This window comes from Verminephrobacter aporrectodeae subsp. tuberculatae (assembly GCF_026127385.1).
Taxonomy (GTDB): domain Bacteria; phylum Pseudomonadota; class Gammaproteobacteria; order Burkholderiales; family Burkholderiaceae_C; genus Acidovorax; species Acidovorax aporrectodeae.
This window is the reverse complement of the sequence record NZ_QZCX01000003.1, coordinates 169,640-194,999: the sequence shown is the minus strand read 5'-3', so window position 1 is coordinate 194,999 and position 25,360 is coordinate 169,640. Positions and strand designations below refer to the sequence as shown.

23 protein-coding genes and 6 pseudogenes are annotated in these 25,360 nt (G+C 69.2%); 17 read left to right on the top strand and 12 right to left on the bottom strand.

Annotated elements, in window-relative coordinates:
- Positions 1-11: 11 nt before the first annotated feature.
- The 5 genes and pseudogenes from D5041_RS15935 to D5041_RS15915 form a co-directional block, all read right to left on the bottom strand.
- On the bottom strand, positions 12-869 hold the full coding sequence (locus tag D5041_RS15935) for a fumarylacetoacetate hydrolase family protein (RefSeq protein ID WP_010100836.1): 858 nt from the start codon (positions 867-869) through the stop codon (positions 12-14).
- Between the two features lie 35 nt (positions 870-904).
- Complete coding sequence (locus D5041_RS15930; RefSeq protein WP_407702322.1) at positions 905-1,816, bottom strand: ABC transporter substrate-binding protein; 912 nt, start codon at positions 1,814-1,816, stop codon at positions 905-907.
- Between the two features lie 83 nt (positions 1,817-1,899).
- Complete coding sequence (locus tag D5041_RS15925) at positions 1,900-2,940, bottom strand: ABC transporter permease (protein ID WP_265256718.1); 1,041 nt, start codon at positions 2,938-2,940, stop codon at positions 1,900-1,902.
- Positions 2,937-4,487, bottom strand: coding sequence for a sugar ABC transporter ATP-binding protein (locus D5041_RS15920; protein ID WP_265285198.1), 1,551 nt, complete (start codon positions 4,485-4,487; stop codon positions 2,937-2,939). The genes D5041_RS15925 and D5041_RS15920 overlap by 4 nt, the downstream gene beginning before the upstream one ends.
- 42 nt (positions 4,488-4,529) lie before the next feature.
- A pseudogene (locus D5041_RS15915) lies at positions 4,530-4,703 on the bottom strand (SDR family NAD(P)-dependent oxidoreductase); the annotation flags it as partial.
- A gap of 208 nt (positions 4,704-4,911) precedes the next feature.
- On the opposite strand from D5041_RS15915, the gene D5041_RS15910 reads away from it, so the two are divergent.
- The 3 genes from D5041_RS15910 (at position 4,912) to D5041_RS15900 (ending at position 7,865) form a co-directional block, all read left to right on the top strand.
- Positions 4,912-5,673: an IclR family transcriptional regulator gene (locus D5041_RS15910; protein WP_010100843.1), complete on the top strand. Its 762-nt coding sequence runs from the start codon at positions 4,912-4,914 to the stop codon at positions 5,671-5,673.
- Positions 5,674-5,803: 130 nt separating this feature from the next.
- Positions 5,804-6,745 (top strand): RNA polymerase sigma factor RpoH, encoded by a 942-nt coding sequence (gene rpoH, locus D5041_RS15905; RefSeq protein WP_010100844.1) that lies wholly within the window; start codon positions 5,804-5,806, stop codon positions 6,743-6,745.
- A gap of 97 nt (positions 6,746-6,842) precedes the next feature.
- Complete coding sequence (locus D5041_RS15900; protein ID WP_265285197.1) at positions 6,843-7,865, top strand: Bug family tripartite tricarboxylate transporter substrate binding protein; 1,023 nt, start codon at positions 6,843-6,845, stop codon at positions 7,863-7,865.
- A gap of 19 nt (positions 7,866-7,884) precedes the next feature.
- Here D5041_RS15900 and D5041_RS15895 read toward each other — a convergent pair whose 3' ends face one another.
- From D5041_RS15895 to D5041_RS15875, 5 genes are all read right to left on the bottom strand, one after another.
- A complete protein-coding gene (locus tag D5041_RS15895) occupies positions 7,885-10,113 on the bottom strand; it encodes a protein-disulfide reductase DsbD family protein (protein WP_265285196.1) in 2,229 nt (742 codons plus the stop codon).
- Positions 10,114-10,188: 75 nt separating this feature from the next.
- Positions 10,189-11,352: an acyl-CoA dehydrogenase family protein gene (locus tag D5041_RS15890; protein ID WP_265285195.1), complete on the bottom strand. Its 1,164-nt coding sequence runs from the start codon at positions 11,350-11,352 to the stop codon at positions 10,189-10,191.
- The gene (locus D5041_RS15885; protein WP_265285194.1) at positions 11,349-11,501 is read right to left on the bottom strand and encodes a hypothetical protein; all 153 of its coding nucleotides are present in this window, start codon (positions 11,499-11,501) and stop codon (positions 11,349-11,351) included. The genes D5041_RS15890 and D5041_RS15885 overlap by 4 nt, the downstream gene beginning before the upstream one ends.
- On the bottom strand, positions 11,498-12,757 hold the full coding sequence (locus tag D5041_RS15880; RefSeq protein WP_265285193.1) for a CaiB/BaiF CoA transferase family protein: 1,260 nt from the start codon (positions 12,755-12,757) through the stop codon (positions 11,498-11,500). Before D5041_RS15880 ends, D5041_RS15885 begins: the two co-directional genes overlap by 4 nt.
- 37 nt (positions 12,758-12,794) lie before the next feature.
- Positions 12,795-13,763 (bottom strand): Bug family tripartite tricarboxylate transporter substrate binding protein, encoded by a 969-nt coding sequence (locus D5041_RS15875; RefSeq protein WP_010107812.1) that lies wholly within the window; start codon positions 13,761-13,763, stop codon positions 12,795-12,797.
- A gap of 253 nt (positions 13,764-14,016) precedes the next feature.
- Between D5041_RS15875 and D5041_RS15870 the strand changes: the two genes are divergently transcribed.
- Positions 14,017-14,163: a hypothetical protein gene (locus D5041_RS15870; protein ID WP_169315428.1), complete on the top strand. Its 147-nt coding sequence runs from the start codon at positions 14,017-14,019 to the stop codon at positions 14,161-14,163.
- Between the two features lie 55 nt (positions 14,164-14,218).
- Positions 14,219-14,932: a 7-cyano-7-deazaguanine synthase QueC gene (gene queC, locus D5041_RS15865; RefSeq protein ID WP_265280701.1), complete on the top strand. Its 714-nt coding sequence runs from the start codon at positions 14,219-14,221 to the stop codon at positions 14,930-14,932.
- A gap of 46 nt (positions 14,933-14,978) precedes the next feature.
- On the opposite strand, the gene D5041_RS15860 is transcribed toward queC, so the two are convergent.
- Entirely contained in the window at positions 14,979-15,422 is a 444-nt protein-coding gene (locus D5041_RS15860; protein ID WP_265285192.1) for a hypothetical protein, read from the bottom strand.
- 126 nt (positions 15,423-15,548) lie between these two features.
- Between D5041_RS15860 and D5041_RS15855 the strand changes: the two genes are divergently transcribed.
- A complete protein-coding gene (locus tag D5041_RS15855; protein WP_265285191.1) occupies positions 15,549-16,517 on the top strand; it encodes a LysR family transcriptional regulator in 969 nt (322 codons plus the stop codon).
- 15 nt (positions 16,518-16,532) lie between these two features.
- Here D5041_RS15855 and D5041_RS15850 read toward each other — a convergent pair whose 3' ends face one another.
- Positions 16,533-16,922, bottom strand: a complete 390-nt coding sequence (locus D5041_RS15850) for a RidA family protein (RefSeq protein WP_010107829.1) — start codon at positions 16,920-16,922, stop codon at positions 16,533-16,535.
- A gap of 192 nt (positions 16,923-17,114) precedes the next feature.
- Between D5041_RS15850 and D5041_RS15845 the strand changes: the two genes are divergently transcribed.
- From D5041_RS15845 to D5041_RS15795, 11 genes and pseudogenes are all read left to right on the top strand, one after another.
- On the top strand, positions 17,115-18,701 hold the full coding sequence (locus D5041_RS15845) for an ABC transporter substrate-binding protein (RefSeq protein WP_265285190.1): 1,587 nt from the start codon (positions 17,115-17,117) through the stop codon (positions 18,699-18,701).
- Between the two features lie 8 nt (positions 18,702-18,709).
- Positions 18,710-19,651, top strand: a complete 942-nt coding sequence (locus D5041_RS15840) for an ABC transporter permease (protein WP_265281896.1) — start codon at positions 18,710-18,712, stop codon at positions 19,649-19,651.
- A gap of 3 nt (positions 19,652-19,654) precedes the next feature.
- Positions 19,655-20,494, top strand: a complete 840-nt coding sequence (locus D5041_RS15835; protein WP_265285189.1) for an ABC transporter permease — start codon at positions 19,655-19,657, stop codon at positions 20,492-20,494.
- 137 nt (positions 20,495-20,631) lie between these two features.
- Positions 20,632-20,805 (top strand): annotated as a pseudogene (locus D5041_RS15830) (ABC transporter permease); the annotation flags it as partial.
- A gap of 137 nt (positions 20,806-20,942) precedes the next feature.
- Positions 20,943-21,116 (top strand): annotated as a pseudogene (locus D5041_RS15825) (ABC transporter permease); the annotation flags it as partial.
- A 137-nt stretch (positions 21,117-21,253) separates the two neighbouring features.
- Positions 21,254-21,427: pseudogene (locus D5041_RS15820) on the top strand (ABC transporter permease); the annotation flags it as partial.
- A 137-nt stretch (positions 21,428-21,564) separates the two neighbouring features.
- Positions 21,565-21,738 (top strand): annotated as a pseudogene (locus D5041_RS15815) (ABC transporter permease); the annotation flags it as partial.
- A 137-nt stretch (positions 21,739-21,875) separates the two neighbouring features.
- A pseudogene (locus D5041_RS15810) lies at positions 21,876-22,049 on the top strand (ABC transporter permease); the annotation flags it as partial.
- On the top strand, positions 22,049-23,080 hold the full coding sequence (locus D5041_RS15805) for an ABC transporter ATP-binding protein (protein ID WP_265285188.1): 1,032 nt from the start codon (positions 22,049-22,051) through the stop codon (positions 23,078-23,080). The pseudogene D5041_RS15810 and the gene D5041_RS15805, both read left to right, overlap by 1 nt.
- Positions 23,077-24,057, top strand: a complete 981-nt coding sequence (locus D5041_RS15800; RefSeq protein ID WP_265285187.1) for an ABC transporter ATP-binding protein — start codon at positions 23,077-23,079, stop codon at positions 24,055-24,057. The genes D5041_RS15805 and D5041_RS15800 overlap by 4 nt, the downstream gene beginning before the upstream one ends.
- Complete coding sequence (locus tag D5041_RS15795) at positions 24,054-25,358, top strand: amino acid deaminase (RefSeq protein ID WP_265285186.1); 1,305 nt, start codon at positions 24,054-24,056, stop codon at positions 25,356-25,358. The genes D5041_RS15800 and D5041_RS15795 overlap by 4 nt, the downstream gene beginning before the upstream one ends.
- The last annotated feature ends 2 nt before the right edge of the window (positions 25,359-25,360 follow it).

Below are 25,360 nucleotides of genomic sequence, written 5' to 3'. Positions count from 1 at the left end.
GCGCGCAGGGCTCAGGCCGCAACGGTGCGCTGGCGCTGCTCGCCCAGCCCGCTGATTCCCAGGTGCATGGTCTGACCGGCTACCAAGTACAGCGGCGGCTTCTGCCCCAGACCCACGCCGGGCGGGGTGCCGGTGGAAATCAGGTCGCCGGGCTGCAGGCTCATGAACTGGCTCAGATGGCTGACCAGCTGCGCGACGCCAAAGACCATGGTGCGTGTGCTGCCGTTTTGATAGCGTCGGCCATCGACCTCGAGCCACAGGTCGAGCGCCTGCGGGTCGGGCACCTCGTCGACGGTGACCAGCCAGGGGCCGATCGGCCCGAAGCTGTCGTGCCCCTTGCCCTTGTCCCACTGGCCGCCGCCGCGCTCGAGTTGCACCTCGCGCTCGGAGACATCGTTGACCACGCAATAGCCCGCCACGTGCTCCATCGCCTGGGCCTGCGCGATATAGCGCCCGCCCTTGCCGATGACCACGCCCAGTTCGACCTCCCAATCGGTGCGCTGGCTGCCGCGCGGAATCTCGACTGCGTCGTCGGGCCCGGTGATGGCGCTGGTCCATTTGGCGAACACCACGGGCTCGGTCGGCACCGGCAGACCGGATTCGGCAGCATGGTCGGCGTAGTTCAGGCCGATGCAGATGAATTTGCCGACTTGGCCGACGCACGCGCCCAGGCGCAGGTCCTGCTGCGCGACGCCCGGCACCAGCGGCAGCGCCGCTGCGTCGAGCCGGGCGATGCGCGCCAGGCCCGCGGGCGTGAGCGTGTCGCCGGCGATGTCGGGCACCACGCCCGAGAGGTCGCGCACATGGCCTTGCGCGTCGAGCAGGCCCGGTTTTTCCATGCCCTTGGGGCCGTACCGAAGAAGTTTCACAGGGGTTCCTTGTTTCCGGTTTGATGCATCCGGGGTCAATCGTACAGAACGGCGGCGATTTTGGGATCGTTGATATTCGTCTTGTCGTACCAGTAAAAGCCGGTATCGATTACCTTGGGCAGTTTCTCGCCCCTGAGCGCCTTGACTGCGGCCTCCACGGTCTTGTAGCCGATGCCCACCGGGTTTTGCGTGATCGAGCCGGCGATCAGGCCGTCCCGGATGGCGTCTTTCTGCTGCTTGCCCGAGTCGTAGCCGACGATCACGAGCCGGCGCTTCATCTCCTTGACGCCGTTGGCCACGCCCACGGCGGAGCCTTCGTTGGTGCCGAAGATGCCCTTGAGGTTCGGGTACGCCTGCAGGATGGACTTGGCGATTTCGGTGGATTTGAGGTGGTCGCCGCCGCCGTACTGGACGCTGACGATCTTCACGTCCGGGTAGCTGGCCTTGATGCGTTCGACGAAGCCGTCGCGCCGGTCCACGCCGGTGCGGCTGGTCTGGTCGTGCGCGACCACGGCGACCTCGCCGCTTTTGCCGATCAGCTCGGCCAGCTTGTCTGCGGCCAACGCGGCTGCGGCCCTGTTGTCCGTGCTCGCGGTGGTCACGGGAATGTCGCTGTCCACGCCGGAGTCAAAGGCGACGACGGGCACCTTCGCGGCCTGCGCCTTTCTCAGCAGCGGGATCACCGCCTTGCTGTCCAGCGCTGCCAGACCCAGCGCCTTGGGGTTCTTGGCCAGAGCGGCGGACAGCATGTCGATCTGCTTGTCCACCATGGCCTCGGTCTCCGGCCCCTCGAACGTGACCTTGACGTTCAGGTCTCTTCCCGCCTGCTCGGCCCCGGCTTTTACGGCCTGCCAGAACTGGTGCTGGAAGCCTTTGGACACCAGCGGTATGTACGCCTGCTGGGCGATTGCGGCGCCGCCGCTGCCCATGGCAATGCCCAGACCCATGGCGATGCGCACTGCGTGTTTGCGGAACATGGTTTATCTCCTCGGGGTTGTCGTCGTTGCAAATGAAATCGAACCAGGTGCGCTCAGCGACTGCGGCGGCGCAGGATGTCCGTGTAGACGGCAAGAATGATGATCGCGCCCGTGACCACCGTCTGCCACTCCTGCGCCACGGACAGGATGCGCAGGCCATTCGTCAGCACGCTCATGATGAAGGCGCCGATGAGGGTGCCGAGTATCGTTCCCGTCCCGCCCGCCAGTGAGGTGCCGCCGATGACCACTGCGGCAATCGCGTCGAGCTCGTAGCCCTGGCCCAGCGCCGGTTGCGCCGAGTTCAGACGCGACGCGGTGAGCAAGCCGGCGATGCCGCAGATGGCGCCGCTGAGCGTGTACACGACGATCTTCCAGAAGTCCACGTTCACGCCCGACAAGCGCACCGCCTCCTCGTTGCTGCCGAGCGCAAAGGTGTAGCGGCCCAGAACGGTTTTGTTCAGCACCAGGCCCGCGAGCAGCGCGACGACGAAGAGGATCAGCACCGCGTTCGGAATCGGCAGCTTCGGAATCAGCGCTGCGATCAGCGAATCCTGCGAGATCGCGCTGAAACCCTCGGTGTCCGTGAAGTAGATCGGCTTGGTTCCGGAGATGACCAGCGACAGGCCCTTGAGCAGCATCATCATTCCCAGGGTGGCGATGAAGGGCGGGATCTTCAGCTTGGCGATCAAGACCCCCGAGACCAGGCCGCACAGCGCCCCGCAGAGAATGGCCGCGGCAATGCCCAGCGGCAGCGGCAGGCCAAGATAGGTCAGGACCACGCCCGCCATGACGGAGCAAAAGGTCATCAGCGTTCCCACCGACAGATCGATTCCCGCGGTGATGATCACGAAGGTGCAGGCGATCGCGAGCACCCCGTTCACGGCGGTGGCCTGCAGAATGATCACCAAGTTGTCGAAATTCCGGAAGTTGCTCGACGCCAGGCTGAAGAACACCACGAGCGCCAGCAGACTGGCAAAGGCCAGCAGCTTTTGCCGCAATTCGGGCCGCAACAACAGCCGCAGCCCGGCGGGCAGGGGCGCTGGCCCGGCGCCAGAGGCCGGCGGCAGGGACGGGGTGGTTTCTGGCCTGCTCATTGTTTGCTGACCGGAGTTTGCTGCCGGGTGGCGAGGTCCATGATTTTTTCCTGCGAGGCCTGGTGCGCAGCGAGTTCGCCGGTCACCCGGCCCTCGCACATCACCAGGATGCGGTGCGACAGGCGCAGGACCTCGGGCAGCTCGGACGAGATCACCACGATCGCCTTGCCCTGTTCGGCCAGTTCGTGCAGCAGCTTGTGGATCTCGGCCTTGGCGCCGACGTCGATTCCGCGGGTGGGCTCGTCGAAGAACAGGATCTCGCAGTCGCACAGCAGCCATTTGGCGATGACGATTTTTTGCTGGTTCCCGCCCGACAACAGCCGCACCTGCTGCGCGACCGAAGGGGTCTTGATTCCGAGCTGGCGGACGTAGTCCTGCGCGGTCTTGCGCAGCGCGGCCTGGTCAAGGAAAAACCCCAGCTTGGCAAACGTGCGCATCGACGCCAGCGCGACGTTGGTCTCCACGTCCATTCCCGTGGCCAGGCCGAAATGCTTGCGGTCTTCGGAGATGTAGCCGATGCCGTGCGCGACGGCCTGCCTGGGCGAGCCGATCGACACGCGCCGGCCGCGGACCCGCAACTCGCCCGCGTCGATGCGGTCGGCACCGAAGACGGCGCGCGCGACCTCGGTCCGGCCGGCCCCCATGAGCCCGGCAAAACCGAGAATCTCGCCCCGGCGCAGCGTGAAGCTCACGTCCCGGATGGCCTGGCCGCGCGAGATGCCGCGCACCTCGAGCATGACCTCGTTGCGCGAGGTATCGGGAATCTGCCTGTGGACCGCTTGCAGTTCGCGCCCCACCATCATGCCGACGATGGCATCGACGCTGGTGCCGGCCATGGGCACGGTGGCGATGAAGCGGCCGTCGCGCAGCACCGTCACCCGGTCGGCGATCTGCCGCAGCTCGTCCATCTTGTGCGAGATGTAGACGATGCCCACGCCCTCGGCCCGGAGTTGCCGGATGACGCGAAACAGATCCGCCACCTCCTCGTTGTTCAGCGCGGCCGTGGGCTCGTCCATGATGAGCACCCGGGACTGAAACGACAGCGCCTTGGCGATTTCCACCATCTGCTGCCTGGCGACCGTGAGATCGCCGACGGGGGTGTGGGGGTCGAGCTTCAGGCCCAGGCGCTCGAAGATGCCTGCGGCCCGCGCACCGAGCGCACGCTCGTCGAGCAACAGACCGAGCGCGTGGCGCGGTTCGCGGCCGATGAAGATGTTCTGCGCCGCGGTCAAGTGCTTCATCAGGTTCAGTTCCTGATGCACGATGCCTATTCCCAGGCCCTGCGCGGCGCGCGGGCTCGGGATTTGCGCGGCCTGGCCTGCGACCAGGATCTCGCCTCCGTCGGGCGCATGGATCCCCGCCAGCACCTTCATCAAGGTGGATTTTCCGGCCCCGTTCTCGCCCATCAGCGCGTGGACTTCACCGCTGCGCAGTTCGAACTGCACCCCGTCCAGAGCGCGCACGCCGGCAAAGGCTTTGGAGAGATTGCGCACCGCGATCAGTGGGGGAGCCACCGCGCCGCGTGCGACGTCGAGAATGCCGTCCATGTGCGGATGCGCGCTCAGATGCTGACGCCGCCATCAACCAGGATCCAGAACCCGCGTCGCCAGGCCCTGCGCCTCGCTGGCCAACGACTCCAGCAAGGCCGCGTCGATATCGGTGGCGATCACCTGCGCGCCCTCGTGCACGCAGGCCAGCGCGCTGGCGCGGCCGATGCCCTGCCCGGCGGCAGTGATCAGAATGCTTTTGCCTTGCAGTCTCATGCGGGTCTTTCGCGGCGGGCTTTGTCGCAAATAATTTCAAATATGAACTAACTGTTTACTGGAGAATAATGTACGGGGTGCGGACCCAGCGTGCCAATCGGGGCTTACCCTGTCCGCCGGTGCAACGCAGGCTCTGCTAAGGTGCGCTCCGGCCGCCGTTCCCCGCAAACCGCAAACGCTTGGGCCTTGCAACCACGCCTTCGCACCCATGGCAGACCCCAACGACCGCTACCGCGCCCCCGCCCTCGACAAGGGACTGGACATTCTTGAACTGCTCGCCGGGCAGCCGCACGGCCTCACGCGCGCCGAGATCGTCAAGGCCATGGGCCGCAGCCCGGGCGAGATTTACCGGATGCTCGAGCGCCTGGTCGCACGGCATTACGTGATGCGCTCGCCGCAGGGCGACCGCTACGCGCTCAGCCTCAAGCTCTTCGAGCTGGGGCATCGGCATCCCCCCGTCGAGCGCCTCGTGGCGCAGGCCCTGCCGGCCATGGAGGCCTTCGCCCAGGCGGCGGAGCAGTCCTGCCACCTCGGCATCTACCACGGCGGCAACCTGACCGTGGTCGCGCAGGCCAACGGCCCGGGCAACTGGGGGCTTGCGATCCGCCTGGGCGTGCGCGTGAGCCTGCTGGGCACCGGATCGGGCCATGTGGTGCTGGCCTTTCAGCCGGAGCAGCGGCGCGCCGAAATGCTCGCCGAACACGAGGCGCTCGAAGGCGAGGTGCCCGTAGCCGAGCCCGAGTTGCAGGCGATCGTCGAGCGCATCCGGACGCTGGGCTACTGGCAGGGCGAGAGCCAGCAGGCGTTTGGCGTGATCGACATCTCGATGCCGATCCGCGGGCTGCAGGGCAACGCGCTGGCGGTACTGACCTGCCCCTTCATCCGGCGCATCGACCGCCACGTCGGCCCGAGCCTGGACGCGGCGCGGCAATTGCTCGCTGGCACGGCAGGCGGGATCTCCATCGATTGAGCGGCACTCCGTGCGCATCGTCGTCGCGCGACCACCCCCACGCCATCGGGCAAGCCGGGGGAACTTCGGCTTTGGCACTCGCTCGCAAGGAGTGCTAACATCCCGGCCTGCAACCGAAAGGATTCCTGGAATGAGCATTCAATCTGGAACCGCCACGATGACCCTGGCACCCGCGAACCCATGGGCGCTGGTGCCTCCTCTGGGCAATCTGGACGCCTACATATCCGCCGTCAACCGGCTCCCCCTGCTCACGCACGAAGAAGAGCAGGCCTACGCACGCCAGTTCAAGGAGAACAACGACCTGGACGCTGCCGGCCGGCTGGTGATGTCGCACCTGCGCCTCGTGGTGTCGATTGCGCGCCAATACCTCGGCTACGGTCTGCCGCATGGTGACCTGATCCAGGAAGGCAACGTCGGCCTCATGAAGGCCGTCAAGCGTTTCGACCCCGGCCAGGGCGTGCGGCTGGTGAGCTACGCCATGCACTGGATCAAGGCCGAGATCCACGAATACATCCTGAAGAACTGGCGCATGGTCAAGATGGCGACCACCAAGCCCCAGCGCAAGCTGTTCTTCAACCTGCGCTCCATGAAGCAGGGCTTCAAGGCCAGCGCGTCGGCGCAGGACGCCGCCACGCACCGCGACACGCTGTCCGAGCACGAGATCGACGTGGTGGCCGCACAGCTGAATGTGAAGCGCGAAGAAGTCATCGAGATGGAAACCCGCATGTCGGGTGGCGACGTATTGCTCGACCCGGCTCCCTCGGACGATGGCGAGCAGGCCTTTGGCCCCATCGCCTACCTCACGGACGCCTCGCACGAGCCCACGGCGATGATCGAATCGCGCCAGCGCGATGTACTGGCCACGGACGGCATCGCCATGGCGCTGGAAAGCCTGGACGAGCGCAGCCGCTGCATCGTGCAGGAGCGCTGGCTCAAGGTCAACGACGACGGATCGGGTGGCATGACGCTGCACGATCTGGCCGCGGTCTACGGCGTGAGCGCCGAACGCATCCGGCAGATCGAGGTGGCGGCCATGAAGAAAATGAGAAAGGTCTTGGCCGAATACGTTTGATGGGGACGGCTCCCTTTTTGCTCCCTTCACGGGGCCCCGGTTGTGCGGGGCCCCGCGTCGTTTCGGCCACCGGATATTTCCTGAGGAGACCCGCTTCATGCCATGCCCTCCGCACCCTGTTTCCCGCCGCGCTGCCCTGCTGAGCGCCCTGGCCGCAGTGTCCCCCTGGGCACTGGTGCAGGGCAAGGCCCGGGCTGCCGCAGCGCCGCTGGAATGGCCCACCCGGCCCCTGAAAATCATCGTCGGCTTTCCCGCGGGATCGTCGCCCGACATCACCGCGCGCACCTTTGCCGAGCCCCTGTCCAAGGCCCTGGGCCAGCCCGTGATCGTGGACAACAAAGTGGGCGCAGGCGGCAATATCGGCGCCGATGCGCTGGCCAAGGCGCGCGACGGGCACACCATCGGCCTGATGATCAATGGCAACCTGACCATTGCCAAGCTGCTGAATCCGGCCCTGTCCTACGACCCGCTCAAGGACTTGGCGCCGCTGAGCCTCGTCGGCACATCCCCCCTGATACTCACCGCGCCCCTGAACCAGCCAGGCGTTCCCGCCACTGGCAGTGCGCACGCGTTCTTCGCCGCGGCGCGCAACGGCGGCGACACCTGGAGCTATGGCACGCCGGGGGTGGGGACCGTGGGCCACATCGGCACGGAACTGCTCAAGTCGCGCAGCGCAATCAACCCCGTGCACGTTCCCTACCCCGGCTATGCGCAGGTGGCGAACGCCATGCTGGGCGGGCAGTTGCAGCTGGCGCTGCTGCCCCCCGGGCTGGCCTTGGCCCAGGTGCGGGCAGGCAAGCTGCGGGCGATTGGCGTGACCTCCGCCGGCCGCAGCCCGCTGGCCCCGGATCTGCCGAGCCTGTCCGAGGCCGGCGTACGGGACTTCAGCCTGGAGATCTGGAATGCCTTTGCGGCCCCGGCCGGCATGCCCCCGTCCGTCCGGGCCAGACTGGCCGCGCTGATCGGCGAAATCGCCCGCAGCCAGGAGGTGCGCAGCAAGCTATTCCAACAGGGCTGGCAGACCGTCGGCTCGTCACCCGAGGGCCTGGCAAACCGCATCCAGGCAGACACCGTGCTGCTGGGCGCTGTGATCGCCATGCGGGCCATCCGGGCCGAGTAAAACCCGCGCAGGCCCCCGCCTACAGCGTGGCAATGAGGGAGCGGACTTCGTTGACCCGCAGGACCTCGGTCAGCACCACCGGGGGGCGGCCCGGCCGGTAGAAGACGTATACGGGGACGCCGCTGCGGCCCAGGGCCGTCAGCGCAGCGCTGATGGCGGGGTCGCGCCTTGTCCAGTCGGCGCGCAGCAGGGCCACGTTTTTGGCGGCCAGGTCGGCGAGTACGGCGGCGTTGGCGAGCGTCGTTTTCTTGTTGTACTGGCAGGTGATGCACCACGCGGCCGTGAAGTCCACGAACACCGGGCGACCGCTGGCGACGGTCTGCTGCACGGCGCCCGGGGTCCAGGCCTGCCAGTTCTGGCCGGTGCTGGCGGCGGACTCCCCTGCGGCGGGAGCGGCCCCGTTCGTGATGTGCGGCGCAAAGGCCCAGACGAGCAGCGCCAGCACCGCGCCGGCGGCCGTGCCCGTCCACAGGCGGGCGCGGCCTGGCAGCGCCAGCGCCCAGACCAGCATGCCCAGGCCCAGCAGCAGGATCAGCAGCGCGCCCGCACCGTCGATGCCGCTTTGCTGCCCCAGCACCCACACCAGCCAGACCACGGTGGCGAGCATGGGGAAGGCCATGAGCTTGCGCAAAATGTCCATCCATGCGCCGGGGCGCGGGAGTGCGCGCGCCACGCCGGGCGCAAAGCTGGCGGCCAGATAGGGCAGGGCCAGGCCCAGGCCCAGCGCAGCAAACACGGCCAGCGCCTGGGGGGCGGGCAGCGTCGCCGCAAGGCCCAGCGAGGCGCCCATGAACGGCGCCGTGCAGGGGGACGCGACGGCCACGGCGAGCACGCCGCCCAGGAACGCGTCGGCCACCGGGTGCTGCGCCTGCACGCTGGCCAGCGACGTGGGCAGGATCTGCCCGAATCGGAATACCCCCGCGAGGTTCAGCGCAATCAGCGTGAACAGCGCCGCCAGCGCCGCGACCATGGCGGGCGACTGCAGCTGAAAACCCCAGCCGACGGCCTGGCCCGCCGCGCGCAGGCCCAGCATGAGCGCGCCCAGCGCCATGAAGCACAGCAGCACGCCCGCGGTGTAGGCGACGCCGTCTGCACGGCGGGCGCGGCGGTCTCGGGCGTTGCGCGCAAGGCCCGAGACCTTGATGGCGAGCACCGGGAGCACGCAGGGCATGAGGTTCAGGATCAGCCCGCCGAGCAAGGCCCCGAGCAGCGCGACCATGAGTGCGGGCAAGGAGGCGCCGGAGCCTGCTGCTGCGGGGACGTTTTCCAACCCGGCGGCGCGCGCCGCGTTGGCCTCGAGCGCGGCCCCGAGCGCGGGCGGCACACCGACCTCGGGCGCGGGGCTGGGCCATGCGCCGAGCACCTGCAGTTCGGCGCGGTAGCCCGGGCGCGGAGCGCTCCCCGGCGTCCGCTCCGCGAGCACCACGGGCAGCGCCGTGGGGCTGCTGCTGCGCGGCTCTGACAAGGGAAGCCGCGCGGTCCACAGGCTGCCGTTCCAGGACTGGGTCCAGGGGCCGGCGGCGGCGATGGTCGCGGGCGTTTCGGGGAACAGGTCCAGGGTTCTTCCGCGCAATGCCGCGGGCAGGCCCGCGACGCGGATTTGCAGCGCGTTGCCGTCGAGCCGCGCCTGGTTGTCGGACACGCTGGAGGAGTCCACTGCGCGGGGCTGCGCCTCGCGCGCGGCTTCAAAGGCCGCAGCGCTCAGCGCCGTGCTGCTCTTGATGGGCAGTTGCAGCGTGAATTCACCCGCTTCGGGTATGCATTCCTTGCTGCAGACGAGCCACGTTGCGTGCAGGCGCACGTGCACGTCCTGCGCCAGCGGGCCGGGCGCAAAGCCGCTGCCCACGGTGACGGGAACGGATAGCAGCACGCGGCCTTCGTAGCCGTAGTTGGTCAGCGTGCCGACGCGAATTTTCCCGGGCAAGGGCCAGGCGATCTCGCCCGGGTCCAGCCCCGCGGGCAAGACCCAGTCCAGGGTGGTGGGCAGGCCCGAATCCCCCGGGTTTTTCCAGTAGCTGTGCCAGCCGGGCTGGTGGGTGAGCGACAGGCCGAGCCACAGCGGCTCTCCGGGCGCCACGCCCTGGGGCGCATGCGCCAGGAGTTCGGCGCGCACGTGGGGCGTTGTGAGCACGCTGCTTCCCGGGGCGCCGGATGGGGGCGCGAACTGGGCGCAGGCGCTGCTCCATGGAGCGCTGGCTGCTGCCAGCAGAAGGGTCGCTGCGAGGCGGTGGAGCAGGCGTTGGTGCATGGGGTGGCATTGTGCGCCGACTGCCCTGCGCCGCCCGTGCCAAGAGCCCCGCAGGCGGCTCGGGGGCGTTGCCCCTCAATAGGATTTCGGCAACCCCAGCACCTTCTCGGCGATAAAGCACAGGATCAGCTGCGGGCTCACCGGGGCAAGGCGCGGGATCCAGGCTTCGCGCAGGTAGCGCTCCACGTGGTATTCCTTGGCGTAGCCCATTCCGCCATGCGTGAAGATGGCGCGCTCGCAGGCCCGGTAGCAGGCCTCGGCAGCGAGGTACTTGGCGGCGTTCGCCTCGGCGCCGCAGGGCTGGTGCTGGTCGTAGAGCCAGGCGGCCTTGTGCACCATGAGCTGCGCGGCCTCGAGTTCCATCCACGACTCGGCCAGCGGGTGCTGGATGGCCTGGTTCTGCCCGATGCGGCGGCCGAACACCTCGCGTGCGTTGGCGTAGCCGGCGGCGCGCGCGAGCGCTGCGCGCCCCAGACCCACGGCCTCGCTGGCGATCAGGATGCGCTCCGGGTTCAGGCCGTGCAGGATGTAGCCAAAGCCCTGGCCCTCCTCGCCCACGCGGTCTTCCACGGGGATGCGCAGCCCGTCGATGAAGACCTGGTTCGAGTCCACGCATTTGCGCCCGAGCTTGTCGATCTCGTGCACCTCCACGCTGCTGCGGTCCAGGTCCGTATAGAACAGGCTCAGGCCCTGCACGCCGCGGCATTCCTCCACGGGCGTGGTGCGCGCGAGCAGCAGGATCTTGCTCGCCACCTGCGCGGTGCTGATCCACAGTTTCTGGCCGTGCACCAGGTAGTGGTCGCCCTGGCGCACGGCGCGGGTCCTGAGCTTGAGCGTGTTCAGGCCGGCGTCGGGCTCGGTCACGCCGAAGCAGGCCTTGTCGCGCCCCTGGATCAGCGGCGGCAGCCAGCGCGCCTTTTGCGCGTCGCTGCCGAACATCACCACGGGGTGCAGGCCGAAGATGTTCATGTGCACTGCGGACGCGCCCGACAGGCCCGCGCCCGTGGCGGCGATGGTGTGCATCATCAGCGCGGCCTCGCTGATTCCCAGTCCCGCGCCGCCGTAGGCTTCGGGCATGGCGATTCCGAGCCAGCCCGAATCGGCGAGCGCGCGGTGGAAGTCCTCGGGGAAGCCCCCGTCGCGGTCGCGGTGCAGCCAGTAGTCGGCGTCAAAGGGGGCGCAGACGCGCTCCACGGCGTCGCGGATCTGTTCCTGCTCGGGGGTGGTGGCGAAGTTCATGGTGGCGTGGGGGGACGGATGAGCCGGTCGGGGGATTCGCCATACGGCGGGCTGTAGATCACGAGCTGGTTGCACGTGTGCTCGTGGTATGCGGGCTGGTACGCGGGCACGTCGGCAGCGCGCACCAGGTAGCGCGGGCCCGTGCTCATGCAGCAGCTTCTGCGGCGCCGCTGCCCGGCGCCGCGGCCGCCCGGCAGGCGCCCTGCGCGAGCAGCGCGTCGATCTGCGCGGCGCTGTAGCCCGCTTCCGCGAGCAGCGCGCACGTGTGTTCGCCCAGGCGCGGCGCGGGCGACTGGCTGCGCGCCGGCGGCGTGTCCGACCAGCGCGTCGGAGTGGCCAGCGCGTGCAGCCTGCCCTCGCTGGGGTGCGCGCACTCGTGCACAAAGCCCGTGGCGCGCAGCTGCGGGTGCGTGAGCAGTTCCTGCGGCGAGTGCATCGGCATGTTCGGCACGTCGGCCGCGTCGAGCAGCGTGCGCCAGGCCGCGGTGCTGCGCGTGCGCAGGATGCGCGCGACCTCGGCGTACACGGCGTCGATATGGACGGCGCGCGCGCCGTGCGTGGCAAAGCGCGGATCGCGCGCAAGCCCTTCGGATTCGCCGATGGCGGCAAAAAAGCTGCGCCAGTGCTTGTCGTTGTAAATCAGCACGCACAGCATGCCGTCCTGCGTGGCGTAGGGCCTGCGGTGCACGCTGAGCAGCCGCGCGTAGCCCGGCCCGCCCAGCGGGGGATCGAAGCTCTGGCCCGCCATATGGTCGCCCAGAACGAACTGGGCCATGGCCTCGAACATGGGAACGACGATGGCCTGTCCCCGGCCCGTGCGCTCGCGCGCGTACAGCGCGGCCGTGACGGCGTAGACCGCGTGCAGCCCGGTGACGCGGTCCGCGAGCGTGGTCGGCGCGTAGGCCGGCTCGGGCGCGCCGTACTGCTGCATCAGCCAGGGGATTCCGGTGGCGCCCTGGATCAGGTCGTCGTAGGCCGGGCGCGCGGCGTCGGGCCCTTGCTGGTCGAAGCCGCAGCAGCTCACGTGGATGATGCGCGGGTTGCGCGCGCGCACCGCCTCGTAGTCCAGCCCCAGCCGCGCGAGCGCCTGCGGCCGCACGTTGCTGATGAGCAGGTCGCAGCCCTCGGCGAGCCTCAGGGCGGCCTCGCGCCCGGCGGGATGCTTGAGGTCCAGCGCGATGCTGCGCTTGCCGGCATTCGCGTGCAGAAAGATATGCCCCATGCCCGCGTTGCGCATCGGCCCCACATGGCGCAGGTTGTCGCCCTCGGGGGGTTCGAGCTTGACGACGTCGGCGCCGAGCTGGGCCAGGATCTGTGTGGCAAACGGCCCCAGGATGACCGAGGTGAGATCAAGGATCTTCACGCCCGCAAGCGGGCCTGCGGGCGCAGGTGTGGTGTTTGGCATGGGTTAGCTGCTCTTGGTCGTCGGCTGATCGGGGTACTCATTCGGGCCGGATTCCGGCCTGCTGGATCAGCCCGCGCCAATGCGCGAGCTGCTCGGCCACGTACCGGGCGAACGCCTCGGGGGTCTTGCTGGGCCAGACCTGAAAGCCGATCTGCGCCAGCTTGTCCTGCGTTTCCTTCTCGGCGAGCACCGCCTGGAGTTCGGCATGCAGGCGCTGCACGACGCCGGGCGGCATGCCCGCGGGCCCGAAGATGCCGTTCCACGAGGTCAGGTCAAAGCCCTTGACGACGCGTCCGATGGGCGGCACGCCGGGCAGCAGGGCCGAGGGCTGGGTGGTGGTGACTCCCAGCGTGCGCAGCTTGTCGCTGGTGAGCATGCTGCGGCCCGACCCCAGATCCACCACGTACACCTGCACCTGCCCGCCGACGAGGTCGGCCATGGCCTGCGGGCTCGACCGGTAGGGCACGCCCAGGATGTCGATTCCGGTGATCTGCTTGATGCTCTCCATCGCCACCAGGGAGGTGCTGTTCGGCGTGGCGTAGCTGAGCCTGCCCGGGTGCGCGCGCGCATGCGCGATGAGCTCGGTCAGCGATCGCGCAGGAACCGAGGGGTGCACGGCGAGCGCGAAGGGCAGTTCACCCACGCGCGCCACGGGCGTGAAGTCCTTGATCGGGTCGTACTTCAGGTTGCCGTAGAGCGCCGGGTTGGCCGAGTGCGAGGTGTTGGTCGCCATGAACAGCGTGTAGCCGTCGGGCCGCGCCTTGGCGACGAACTGCGCGCCCAATTGCGCGTTGGCGCCGGGCCGGTTGTCCACCAGCACCGGCTGCCCGAGCCGCTCGGCCAGCTTCTGGCCCAGTGTGCGCGCCACCGAATCCGTTCCGCTGCCCGCAGCGAACGGCACCACCAGCGTGATCGGCGCGGCGGGGTAGGGCGTCTGCGCCAGCGCGCACGTGCTGGCCGCCGCCAAGCCGCATGCGGCCAGCGCGGCCCGAAGGATCTGCTGCATGTGTCGATGTCTCCTGAATCGTTTTGTTTTGTTAGGCCGACCTGCCCGGGCCGCAGCGTAGCACGTTGGCGCGCGCAGCCATTGGCGTCCACTGACCGGAGCGCCCCATTGGCATTGCGGCATTGCGGCATTGCGGATCAATTGGGTGCTCCTTCGCTGTGCAAGACGAGCGTATACGGTGCACGGCAAGCACCACCGACCTCTGGCCTGCGCGCGCTAGAATCCCACGGTTCCAAGCCGAATGCCCCCCACCATGTCCGAACACAAGCCCCCGCACACCCCCGAAGCACCATCGAACGACCCGGTGGAAAACATCGTTTCCGTGGTTCCCCTGGTGTTGCCCGTGGTCGGCGCAATCATGATGTTCCTGCTGGCATTCATCGCCGTGGTGATGACCTGATCGCCTGGCGCCGCCGGCCCCGCAACGCGGCGCACCCGCCCGATCGGTAGGCCCCATGCGACGACCCGGGCATGCCCTCGTCCTTTTTTCCGGCGGCCAGGACTCCAGCACCTGCCTGGCCTGGGCGCTGGAATGCTTTTCCCATGTGGAGACCATCGGCTTTGACTACGGCCAGCGCCACCACGTGGAACTCCAGGCCCGCGAGCGCGTGCTGGCGGGCATTCGCGAGCGCTTTCCCCGGTGGCGCGAGCGGCTCGGCGCCGACCACCTGCTCGATCTGACCGTGCTGGGCCGCATCAGCGACACGGCGCTGACCCGCGACGCAGAGATCCAAATGACCGCCGCCGGCCTGCCCAACACCTTTGTTCCGGGGCGCAATCTGCTGTTCTTCAACTTGGCCGCCGCCGTGGGCTATCGGCGCGGCTTGCACACCCTGGTGGGCGGCATGTGCGAGACCGATTTCTCGGGCTACCCCGACTGCCGCGACGACAGCCTCAAGGCCCTGCAAGTGGCCGTGTCCCTGGGACTGGGGCAACGCTTCACCATCGAAACACCGCTCATGTGGCTGGACAAGGCCGATACCTGGGAACTCGCCCGCTCGCTCGGTGGGCCGGCGTTGGTGGAACTGATCGTGAACGATTCACACAGCTGCTACCACGGCGTGCGCGAGCAGTTGCACGCCTGGGGATACGGCTGTGCAAACTGCCCGGCGTGCGAGTTGCGCCAGGCCGGCTACGAACGCTGGAAGGCCCGCCCGGCAACTGCCTGATGTGGTGGCCGGCGGCTTGCGCGCAGGCGGGCCGTGGTTTCCGTTTTCAGTAGGAGCACTTGCGCAGGTCGGTCACGCCGGGGGTGCCCATTGCGCGGTTCAACTCGGCCATGATGCGCGGGTCGTGCAAGGCGGTTTGCCAGGTGCGCTCATCCGCCATGGCCCGGCGGCGGCTCTCGGCCCAAGACTGGGCCGCGTGGCGCAGGGCAATGCCGGCACGGCGCGTGGGGGCGGCAAGCAGCGCCAGCGCGGCGAAGGCCAGGAGCCACAACAGCATCCATGCGGTGAGCAGATGGTCATCGCTCCAACTGTCGATCGCCCGGCTGGCCAACACCAGCATGGCCGAAACCATGGCCGCGAGCAGCAGGGTGGCCGTGCCACGGGCGCTGTCGAAACCGGCTGCGGCGTGCTTGAGCGCCGACAGGGCGTTCTCCGCGCGCACGACGCCGGGGTGTTCGCTGGGGTACTCAACGTTTGCAAAGCTGGTCATTTCGCTTTCCCTTTTTCAACGCCCATGGCGTAATTGCCGGGCGATGCAGCGATACTAGGGTTTACCCTTGATCTATTCAACTTATTATTCTGAATTGTTGTCATTCATGTTGGTGATGAACAAGCCATGGGCCTGCTGAATTTCCGCTCTCTGGACCTGAACCTGTTGCGCGTGTTCGACGAGGTGATGGCGCAGCGCAGCCTGACCCGTGCCGCGCACCGGCTCTCGCTGTCCCAGCCCGCCGTGAGCAACGCCATGCGCCGCCTGCGCGAGGTGCTGGGCGACGAACTGCTGGTGCGCAGCGGGCAGGGGGTGGAGCCCACGCCGCGCGCCCTCGCGCTCTGGCCGCCGGTGCGCGAGGCGCTCACGCAGTTGCAGGAGTCGCTGGCGCCGGGGCACTTCGATCCGGCGACGGCCGAGTCCACCCTGGTGCTGGCGATGGCCGACGCGACGGCCGCCACCCTGGTGCCGGCGCTGGTGGAGAGCATCGAGCGCGAGGCGCCGGGGGTCTCGGTGCGGGTGCTGCCCTTGACGACCCGGGATCCGCGGCGCCTGCTCGACGAGCAGGCCGCGGACATGGCGATCGGCCATTTCCCCGCGGTGCTCGCGGACCTCACGGCGCGGGCGCAGTCGGGCGGCGGGCTGGCCTTTGAAAGCCGGCGGCTCTACGACGGGGAATACACCTGCGTGATGCGCCAGGACCACCCCCTGGCGCATGCCCCGCTGACGCTCGACGCCTATTGCGCGGCACGCCACATGCTGGTCAGCTTCTCGGGCCGCCCCTTTGGTTTCATCGACGAGGCCCTGGCCTCGCTGGGCCGAAAGCGCAAGGTGGTGATCACGGTAAACCAGTTCTTCACGGCCGCGCGGGTAGTGTCCGGATCGGACCTGCTGACCGTGCTGCCGCGCCACTTCGTTCCCGTGACGGGCCTGGCCGACGTGCTCGCGCAAAGGGCCTTGCCGCTCGACGTGCCCCCCGTCCACGTGGACGCACTCTGGCGCAGGAACGGCCCCCAGCAAAGCGCCGTCAACTGGCTGCTGCACGCACTGGCCCGCTGCGTGCGCCAGATTTTCCCGCAGCAGCCCGGGGCGTAGACGGATTTCCTGCGCTCAGGTTCTTGGTTTGTACGCGACAGCGTCGATCTCGACCCGGGCATCGACCATGAGCCGCGCTTCGGTGGTCGAACGCGCCGGCTTGTTCGCGCCGAAGTAGCCCATGTAGATGCGGTTGAAGGCGCCAAAGTCGCGCGCGTCCTGCAGCCAAACGGTGCTCTTGCACACGTCGTCGAGCGTGGCGCCGGCCAGCGCGAGCACGGCCTTGAGGTTTTCCATCACCTGGCGCGTCTGCGCCTCGATTCCGCCGGCAACGATTTCGCCGTCCTGGTTCGCGGGCACCTGGCCCGATACGTAGACGAAGTCACCGGCGCGCACGGCCGGGGAGAAGGGGCGGACCTGGCGGTCGGAGGCGGCGGGCGGGGCGCCAAGGTATTCGAGGGGCATGGGAACTCCTTTTTTGGGAGGGAACGGGAGGAGGCGACGGGCCGCGAGTATCTTCCGGAAATGAAAATATATTTCATAAATACTCGTTGAACCAGGGTAAGCCCGGATGATTTCAGCGGGAACATGCGCCAAATTCCAGGCCAGAGAGAAAATTTCTTTCTGATACTGCCTGTGCCCCACAAGGAGCTCCCCATGCCCCACGCCGCTTGCGTCCAGCGCCCCCTCTGGCCCCGGCTGTTCGCCGGCCTGCTCGCGCTGCTGTGCGCCGCGCTGCCCCAGCAGGGCGTGCAGGCGCAGGGCGCGCGCAATTTCGCCACGCTGGCGCTGGTGGCCGAGCCGCAGACCCTGGACCCGATGGCCTCAAGCGCCGACCTGGTCGCAACGATCATGCAGCATGTGTACGAGACGCTCTACACCTTTGACGCCAAGTGGAACGTGGTGCCGATGCTCGCCGAAGGCATGCCGAAGGTCTCGGCCGACGGCAAGACCTACGCCATCACCCTGCGCCGGGGCGTGATGCTGCACAACGGGCGCGAACTCAGCGCCGACGACGTGGTCGCGAGCCTGCAGCGCTGGATGGAGCAGTCGCCGCGCGGCAAGGCCATGGGCCGGGTCGTCGGGAGCCTCAGGGCCCAGGGCGCGCTGGGCATCGAGGTCGTTCTCCGGGAAGCCTATGCGCCGCTGCTCGCACAACTCGCGCTGCCCAGCGGGATGGCCGCGATCATGGCCAGGGACGCGATCGCCTCGCCGCTGAAGGACTTTGTCGGCACCGGCCCCTACCGCTTCAAGGAACGCCGCCCCGACCAGTTCGTGCTGCTCACGCGCTTCGAGCGGTACAGCGCGCGCCAAGAGCCCGCGAGCGGCTACGGTGGCAGGCGCGCAGCGGCGATCGAGGAACTGCGCTTCGTCCCCGTACCCAACGCGGCCACGCGCGTCGAAGGCGCGCTCGCCGGCCAGTACGACTACGCCGACCTGCTGCCGGTGGAGGCGCTGCCGCGGCTGGAGAAGTCCGGCGGCAAGACCTTGGCCATCATGACGCCCGCGTTCGGCTTTGCGTACCTGGTGCTCAACACCCGCGAAGGCGTGGCCGCGAGCCAGCCGCTGCGCCAGGCGATCCAGACCGCGCTGGGCGCGGGCGAGATGCTCGCGGCCGGTTTTGGCGACACGCGCTTCTTCGTCGCCGAAGCCAACCATTTCCCCAAGGGCTCGCCGTTTTATTCGACCGCCGGCGCCGACCAGTACAACCAGCGCAACGCCGCCCGGGCCAGGGACGCCGCAGCCCAGGCCGGCTACCAGGGTGCGCCGGTGCGCGTGCTCACGAGCCGCCAGTACGACTTTCACTACAACATGGCGCAGCTGATGGCCGGGCAGCTCCGGCGCGCGGGCTTTCGGGTCGAGCTCGACGTGGTCGACTGGGCCACGCTGGTGCAGCGGCGCAACGACCCGAAGCTGTGGGACATCTACGTGACCCACTCCGGCCAACTCCCCGATCCCATGCTCTCACCGCCGCAACTCGGCGACGGCGCGCCCGGCTGGTGGGACACGCCCGCGAAGCGGGCCGCGCTGCGGGCCTTCAACGTCGAGATCGACCCGACCAAGCGCGCTGCGCTCTGGGGCACGGTGCAGCAGCTGATCTACGACGAGGTGCCGTACGTCAACGTCGGCAAGTTCCATGGCCTGTCGGCCAAGAGCCCGGCGCTGGAGAACTACCAGAGCGCGATTTGGCCGTTCTTCTGGAACGCGAAGATCGGGCAAGGCCACGCGCCGCAGACCCGATGAAAAAATCCCTGCTGCGCTACCTCGCCGCGCGCGTGGCCGGCATGTTCGCCGTGCTCGCCATCGTGGCGCTGCTCGTCTTCGTGCTCACGCGCGTGGCCGCGGGCGACCCGGTCGCGGTGCTGCTCGGCGACCAGGCCAGCGCGGCCGACATCACCCGCGTGCAGCGCGAGTACGGCCTGGACCAGCCGCTGCCGCTGCAGTTTGGCTACTGGCTGCGCGAGCTGCTGCAGGGCCGGCTCGGCGAGTCGATCTTTCTGCAGCGCCCGGTGGCGCAGGCGCTGTGGGAGCGCGCCGAACCGACCGCGCTGCTGACGCTGATGGCGGTGGGCATTGCGGCGCTCATCGGCCTGCCTTGCGGAATCGTTTCCGCCGTGTTCCGCGGGCGCTTGCCCGACCAGCTGTTCACCGTGAGCGCGATGTTCGGCGCGAGCATTCCCGGTTTCTGGCTCGCCATCGTGCTCATCCAGATCTTCGCCGTGTCCTGCGGCTGGTTTCCGGTGTCCGGTTATGGCGCGCCCGGCGCGGCGCTCGCCGAGCGGTTGCACGCGCTGGTGCTGCCGGCCTGCGTGCTGGGCCTGCTGAACTCGGCGCTCATCATCCGCTTCACGCGCGCCGCGATGCTCGACGTGCTCGGCGAAGACTACGTGCGCACCGCGCGCTCCAAGGGCCTGAGCGAGCCCGTGGTGGTGCTGCGGCACGCGCTGCGCAATGCGCTGCTGCCCATCGTCACGGTGCTCGGCCTGACGGTCGCGCTGATGATCGGCGGCGCCGTCGTCACCGAGACCGTGTTCGGCCTGCCCGGCGTGGGCAACCTCGTGGTCAGCGCCGTGCTGCGGCGCGACTACCCGGTCATTCAGGGCGCGCTGCTCGTGATCGCCGCGATCTACGTGCTCATCAATTTCTCGATCGACCTGCTGTACGCGGTGCTCGATCCACGCGTGCAGGTTTGAGCGATGCGCCCGCCCCGGATGCTCCGCCAGCTGATGCAGCGCCGCAGCGTGCTGTTTTCCGCGCTGCTGCTGCTGGCGATCGCCGTCCTGGCAGTAGGCGCGCCGGTCCTTGCCGGCGCCGACCCCAACGAAATGGCCGTGCTGCGGCGCCTGCAGGCGCCGAGCGCCGAGCATCTGCTGGGCACCGACGAGCTCGGGCGCGACGTGTACGCGCGCGTCGTGCACGGTGCGCGCCATTCGCTGGCCATTGCCGCGCTCACCGCGCTCGGCGCGGTCCTTGCCGGCAGCGCGCTGGGCCTGCTGGCCGGTTTCCTGCGCCGGCTCGACGCGCCGCTGATGCGCGTGGTCGACGCGATGCTGTCCTTTCCGGACATCTTGCTGGCGATCGCGCTGGTGGCCGTTCTCGGACCCTCGCCGAGGAACACGGTGCTGGCTCTGGTGCTGGTCTACACGCCCCGCGTGGCGCGGGTGGTGCGGGCCTCGACGCTGGTGCTGCGCGAGCTGCTGTTCGTCGAAGCCGTGCGCGCGCTGGGCGTGCGCAGCACGCGCATTCTGTGGCGGCACATCCTGCCGAACCTGACGTCGCCGATCCTCGTGCAGCTGTCGTTCATCTTCGCCTGCGCGCTGCTGGCCGAGGCCGGGCTGTCGTTCCTCGGCGTCGGCGTGCCGCCCGATATCCCAACCTGGGGCAGCATGGTCGCGGGCAGCCAGCAGTACGCGCACCAGGCGTTCTGGGTCGTGCTGTTCCCGGGGCTGGCGATCATCTTCAGCGCGCTTGCGCTGCAACTGCTGGGCGACGGCGTGCGCGACCTGCTCGATCCCCGGCTCCAGAAGGCCGCGTGATGCCGCAATGCCCCCCGATCCCCCCTGCGCGCCTGACGGTGAGCAACTTGGGCGCGAGCTTTCCCACGGGCGACGGTCTGGTGCGTTCGGTGGCCGACGTGAGCTTCTCGACCGCGCTGGTCGGCGAATCGGGGGGCCCGACCTGGGGCAGCATGGTCGCGGGCAGCCAGCAGTACGCGCACCAGGCGTACCAGACGTTCTGGGTCGTGCTGTTCCCGGGGCTGGCAATCATCTTCAGCGCGCTTGCGCTGCAACTGCTGGGCGACGGCGTGCGCGACCTGCTCGATCCCCGGCTCCAGAAGGCCGCGTGATGCCGCAATGCCCCCCGATCACCCCTGCGCGCCTGACGGTGAGCAACTTGGGCGCGAGCTTTCCCACGGGCGACGGTCTGGTGCGTTCGGTGGCCGACGTGAGCTTCTCGACCGCGCTGGTCGGCGAATCGGGGGGCCCGACCTGGGGCAGCATGGTCGCGGGCAGCCAGCAGTACGCGCACCAGGCGTACCAGACGTTCTGGGTCGTGCTGTTCCCGGGGCTGGCAATCATCTTCAGCGCGCTTGCGCTGCAACTGCTGGGCGACGGCGTGCGCGACCTGCTCGATCCCCGGCTCCAGAAGGCCGCGTGATGCCGCAATGCCCCCCGATCACCCCTGCGCGCCTGACGGTGAGCAACTTGGGCGCGAGCTTTCCCACGGGCGACGGTCTGGTGCGTTCGGTGGCCGACGTGAGCTTCTCGACCGCGCTGGTCGGCGAATCGGGGGGCCCGACCTGGGGCAGCATGGTCGCGGGCAGCCAGCAGTACGCGCACCAGGCGTACCAGACGTTCTGGGTCGTGCTGTTCCCGGGGCTGGCAATCATCTTCAGCGCGCTTGCGCTGCAACTGCTGGGCGACGGCGTGCGCGACCTGCTCGATCCCCGGCTCCAGAAGGCCGCGTGATGCCGCAATGCCCCCCGATCACCCCTGCGCGCCTGACGGTGAGCAACTTGGGCGCGAGCTTTCCCACGGGCGACGGTCTGGTGCGTTCGGTGGCCGACGTGAGCTTCTCGACCGCGCTGGTCGGCGAATCGGGGGGCCCGACCTGGGGCAGCATGGTCGCGGGCAGCCAGCAGTACGCGCACCAGGCGTACCAGACGTTCTGGGTCGTGCTGTTCCCGGGGCTGGCAATCATCTTCAGCGCGCTTGCGCTGCAACTGCTGGGCGACGGCGTGCGCGACCTGCTCGATCCCCGGCTCCAGAAGGCCGCGTGATGCCGCAATGCCCCCCGATCACCCCTGCGCGCCTGACGGTGAGCAACTTGGGCGCGAGCTTTCCCACGGGCGACGGTCTGGTGCGTTCGGTGGCCGACGTGAGCTTCTCGACCGCGCTGGTCGGCGAATCGGGGGGCCCGACCTGGGGCAGCATGGTCGCGGGCAGCCAGCAGTACGCGCACCAGGCGTACCAGACGTTCTGGGTCGTGCTGTTCCCGGGGCTGGCAATCATCTTCAGCGCGCTTGCGCTGCAACTGCTGGGCGACGGCGTGCGCGACCTGCTCGATCCCCGGCTCCAGAAGGCCGCGTGATGCCGCAATGCCCCCCGATCACCCCTGCGCGCCTGACGGTGAGCAACTTGGGCGCGAGCTTTCCCACGGGCGACGGTCTGGTGCGTTCGGTGGCCGACGTGAGCTTCTCCATCCAGCCCGGAAAGACGACCGCGCTGGTCGGCGAATCGGGGTCGGGCAAGTCCGTCACCAGCCTTGCGCTGATGCGCCTGCTGCCCCGGTCCGCGAACGCGCAGCTCGGCGGCAGCGCGTCGTTCGTGACGCGCGAAGGCCGCACGCTCGACCTGCTGCGCATTCGCGAGCGCGAGATGCGCGCGCTGCGCGGCAACCAGCTGGCGATGATCTTCCAGGAGCCGATGAGCAGCCTGAACCCGGTGTTCCCCGTCGGCGAGCAGATCGCGGAAAGCGTGCGCCGGCACCAGGGGCTCGGGCGCAGGGCGGCGCTGGCGCACGCGCTGCGCATGCTCGATCTGGTCGAAATCCCGGCCGCAGCGCAGCGCCTGCACGCGTACCCGCACCAGCTCTCGGGCGGCATGCGCCAGCGCGTGATGATTGCGTTGGCGATGGCCTGCGGCCCGACGCTGCTGATCGCCGACGAGCCAACCACCGCGCTCGACGTGACCGTTCAGGCGCAGATCCTGGAACTCATGCGCCGGCTCCAGGCGGAGACGGGAATGAGCATCCTCTTCATCACGCACAACCTCGGCGTGGTCGCGCAGCATGCCGACGACATGGTCGTTCTCTACGCGGGCCGCGTGCTCGAGAGCGCGTCCGTGCGCGCGCTGTTCGCGCGGCCCGCGCATCCCTACACGCAGGGCCTGCTGGCCTGCCTGCCGGGCAAGGCGCGGCTGCCGGGCGAGCCCCGGCCCCGGCGCCTGTTCGCGATTCGCGGCCAGGCGCCCAGCCCGCTGGCGCCTGCGCCGGGTTGCGCCTTTGCGCCGCGCTGCGAGCGCGCGCTCGCCGAATGCAGCGCCGCGCTGCCGCCGCTGAGCACCGTCCGCCCGGACTGGCAGGTGCGCTGCGCCCGCGTGCCGCAGGAGAAGCTCGCATGAACGCCGTCCCCCCTGCGCTCATCGAAGTCCGCGGGCTGAAGAAATACTTCGGCAGCAGCGCGCGCCCGGTGCGCGCGGTCGATGGCGTGTCGTTCGCCATCGCGCCGGGCGAAACGCTGGGCCTGGTCGGTGAATCGGGGTCGGGCAAGAGCACCATCGGGCGCGCCCTGCTGCGCCTGATCGAGCGCAGCAGCGGGCAGCTGCTCTACCGCGGCGAGGACATCGGCGCGCTGTCGGACGAGCGCATGCGCCGGCTGCGCAGCAAGCTGCAAATCATCTTCCAGGACCCCTACGCCAGCCTGAACCCGAAGATGCGCATCGGCGCCGTCCTCGGCGAGGCGCTGGCCACGCACGGCCTGCACCGGGGCGCGGCCGCGCGCGCCAGGCGCATTGCCGAGCTGCTCGAAACCGTTGGCCTGCGCGCCGAGCATGCACGCTGTTTTGCGCACGAGTTCTCGGGCGGGCAGCGCCAGCGCATCGGCGTGGCGCGCGCGCTGGCGGTCGAGCCCGAGTTCATCGTCGCCGACGAGCCCTTGTCCGCGCTCGACCTGTCGATCCAGGCGCAGATCATCAACCTGCTCGCCGAACTGCGCGAGCGGCTCGGCCTGACGCTGCTCTTCATCTCGCACGACCTCGACGTGGTCGAGTACCTGTGCGAGCGCGTGCTCGTGCTGTACCTGGGCAAGGTGATGGAGGTGGCCCGCACCGAGGTGCTGTTCGCGCGCCCCGCGCACCCCTACACGCAGGCCTTGCTGGCTGCGCGCCCGAGGCCCGACCCGGACGCGGTGCTCGCGCGCCCCGCACTCAGGGGCGAGATTCCCAGCCCCATCGCGCCGCCCTCGGGCTGCGTGTTCCGCACCCGCTGCGCGCACGCCATCGGCGCCTGCGCGCAGACCGTTCCCGCGCTCGAGGAAGTATCCGCCGGGCATTACAGTGCCTGCATCCGCAAAGACCTGCGCGCGCAGATTGCCGCATGACCATGACCGCCATGAACGATTTCAACGACCCGCTGCTGGGCAGCCATTCCAAGGGCTATCCGCGCACGCAGCCGCCGCGCCGGTGCAGCGCAATCGGCGCCGCAGGCTGGAACGTGTTGGCCGGCGACCTGCCGCTGCCGCTGGCCCTGCTCAAGCGCGAGGCGCTGGAGCACAACCTGGCGTGGATGCAGGCGCGCGTGCGCGCCTGGGGAATCGACCTTGCGCCGCACGGCAAGACGAGCATGTCGCCGCAGCTGTTCCGGCGCCAGCTCGACGCCGGCGCCTGGGGCCTGACTTTCGCGACCGTCACGCAGCTGGCCGTGGGCGTGGCGGCGGGCGCGCGCCGCACGCTCATCGCCAACCAGGTGCTCAGCGACGAGGACCTCGCGGGAATCCAGACGCTGCTGCGCGCGCACGCCGGGCTGCGCATCGCGTTCCTGGTCGATTCGCTCGCGCAACTGGCGCTGATCGAGGACTGGGCGCAGCGCCACGCGGGCAGCCTGCCATTCGAGACCCTGCTCGAAATCGGCGTCGAAGGTGCGCGCACCGGCTGCCGCACGCATGCGCAGGCGCTCGCGCTCGCCACCCGGCTGCGCGCGAGCGCTGCCGTCCGGCTCGTCGGAATCGAGGCCTACGAAGGCCTGGGCGCCACCGGCGCGAGCGCGCCCGACGCGGCCTACGCGCGGGCGCTGATGGACCGCGTGCACGCCGTGGCCTGCGATTGCGCTGCGCGCGGGCTTTTCGAGACCGACGAGGTGCTGCTCTCCGCCGGCGGATCGGCCATCTTCGACCTCGTCGCCGAGCGCCTGAAACCCGCGCTCGGCGTGCCGGTGCGCGGCCTGCTGCGCTCGGGCTGCTACGTCACGCACGACCACGGCGTCTACCGGCGCATGCTCGGCGCAGTGGAGGAACGCCTGGGCTGCGGCTGCGACACCAGCCTGCGGCCCGCGCTCGAAGTCTGGGCCACGGTGCAGTCCTGCCCCGAGCCGGGGTTGGCGATCCTCGCGGTCGGCAAGCGCGACATTTCCTTCGACTTGGCGCTGCCCGTGCCGATCTTGCACGCCGCGCGCGGCGCGCGCGCGGCGCAGGCCGCGCCCGCGGACTGGAAGATCAGCGCGCTCAACGACCAGCACGCCTACCTGCGCTGGGATGCCACCCCGGATGCGCCCCAAGCGCCCGCAGTCGGTGACCGTGTGGGCCTGGGCATTTCGCACCCCTGCACCACCTTCGACAAATGGCACTGGATGCCGGTCGTGGAATCGGACTACCGCGTCAGCGACGCGGTGAGCATGCATTTCTGACC

What these genes read in the sequence shown, in the direction of transcription:
- D5041_RS15930 (WP_407702322.1), bottom strand. Translation starts at nt 1,816, where the DNA reads ATGGGTCTGGGCATTGCCATGGGCAGCGGCGGCGCCGCAATCGCCCAG.
- D5041_RS15925 (WP_265256718.1), bottom strand. Translation starts at nt 2,940, where the DNA reads ATGAGCAGGCCAGAAACCACCCCGTCCCTGCCGCCGGCCTCTGGCGCC.
- D5041_RS15920 (WP_265285198.1), bottom strand. Translation starts at nt 4,487, where the DNA reads ATGGACGGCATTCTCGACGTCGCACGCGGCGCGGTGGCTCCCCCACTG.
- D5041_RS15910 (WP_010100843.1), top strand. Translation starts at nt 4,912, where the DNA reads ATGGCAGACCCCAACGACCGCTACCGCGCCCCCGCCCTCGACAAGGGA.
- rpoH (WP_010100844.1), top strand. Translation starts at nt 5,804, where the DNA reads ATGAGCATTCAATCTGGAACCGCCACGATGACCCTGGCACCCGCGAAC.
- D5041_RS15900 (WP_265285197.1), top strand. Translation starts at nt 6,843, where the DNA reads ATGCCATGCCCTCCGCACCCTGTTTCCCGCCGCGCTGCCCTGCTGAGC.
- D5041_RS15895 (WP_265285196.1), bottom strand. Translation starts at nt 10,113, where the DNA reads ATGCACCAACGCCTGCTCCACCGCCTCGCAGCGACCCTTCTGCTGGCA.
- D5041_RS15890 (WP_265285195.1), bottom strand. Translation starts at nt 11,352, where the DNA reads ATGAACTTCGCCACCACCCCCGAGCAGGAACAGATCCGCGACGCCGTG.
- D5041_RS15885 (WP_265285194.1), bottom strand. Translation starts at nt 11,501, where the DNA reads ATGAGCACGGGCCCGCGCTACCTGGTGCGCGCTGCCGACGTGCCCGCG.
- D5041_RS15880 (WP_265285193.1), bottom strand. Translation starts at nt 12,757, where the DNA reads ATGCCAAACACCACACCTGCGCCCGCAGGCCCGCTTGCGGGCGTGAAG.
- D5041_RS15875 (WP_010107812.1), bottom strand. Translation starts at nt 13,763, where the DNA reads ATGCAGCAGATCCTTCGGGCCGCGCTGGCCGCATGCGGCTTGGCGGCG.
- D5041_RS15870 (WP_169315428.1), top strand. Translation starts at nt 14,017, where the DNA reads ATGTCCGAACACAAGCCCCCGCACACCCCCGAAGCACCATCGAACGAC.
- queC (WP_265280701.1), top strand. Translation starts at nt 14,219, where the DNA reads ATGCGACGACCCGGGCATGCCCTCGTCCTTTTTTCCGGCGGCCAGGAC.
- D5041_RS15860 (WP_265285192.1), bottom strand. Translation starts at nt 15,422, where the DNA reads ATGACCAGCTTTGCAAACGTTGAGTACCCCAGCGAACACCCCGGCGTC.
- D5041_RS15855 (WP_265285191.1), top strand. Translation starts at nt 15,549, where the DNA reads ATGGGCCTGCTGAATTTCCGCTCTCTGGACCTGAACCTGTTGCGCGTG.
- D5041_RS15850 (WP_010107829.1), bottom strand. Translation starts at nt 16,922, where the DNA reads ATGCCCCTCGAATACCTTGGCGCCCCGCCCGCCGCCTCCGACCGCCAG.
- D5041_RS15845 (WP_265285190.1), top strand. Translation starts at nt 17,115, where the DNA reads ATGCCCCACGCCGCTTGCGTCCAGCGCCCCCTCTGGCCCCGGCTGTTC.
- D5041_RS15835 (WP_265285189.1), top strand. Translation starts at nt 19,655, where the DNA reads ATGCGCCCGCCCCGGATGCTCCGCCAGCTGATGCAGCGCCGCAGCGTG.
- D5041_RS15805 (WP_265285188.1), top strand. Translation starts at nt 22,049, where the DNA reads ATGCCGCAATGCCCCCCGATCACCCCTGCGCGCCTGACGGTGAGCAAC.
- D5041_RS15800 (WP_265285187.1), top strand. Translation starts at nt 23,077, where the DNA reads ATGAACGCCGTCCCCCCTGCGCTCATCGAAGTCCGCGGGCTGAAGAAA.
- D5041_RS15795 (WP_265285186.1), top strand. Translation starts at nt 24,054, where the DNA reads ATGACCATGACCGCCATGAACGATTTCAACGACCCGCTGCTGGGCAGC.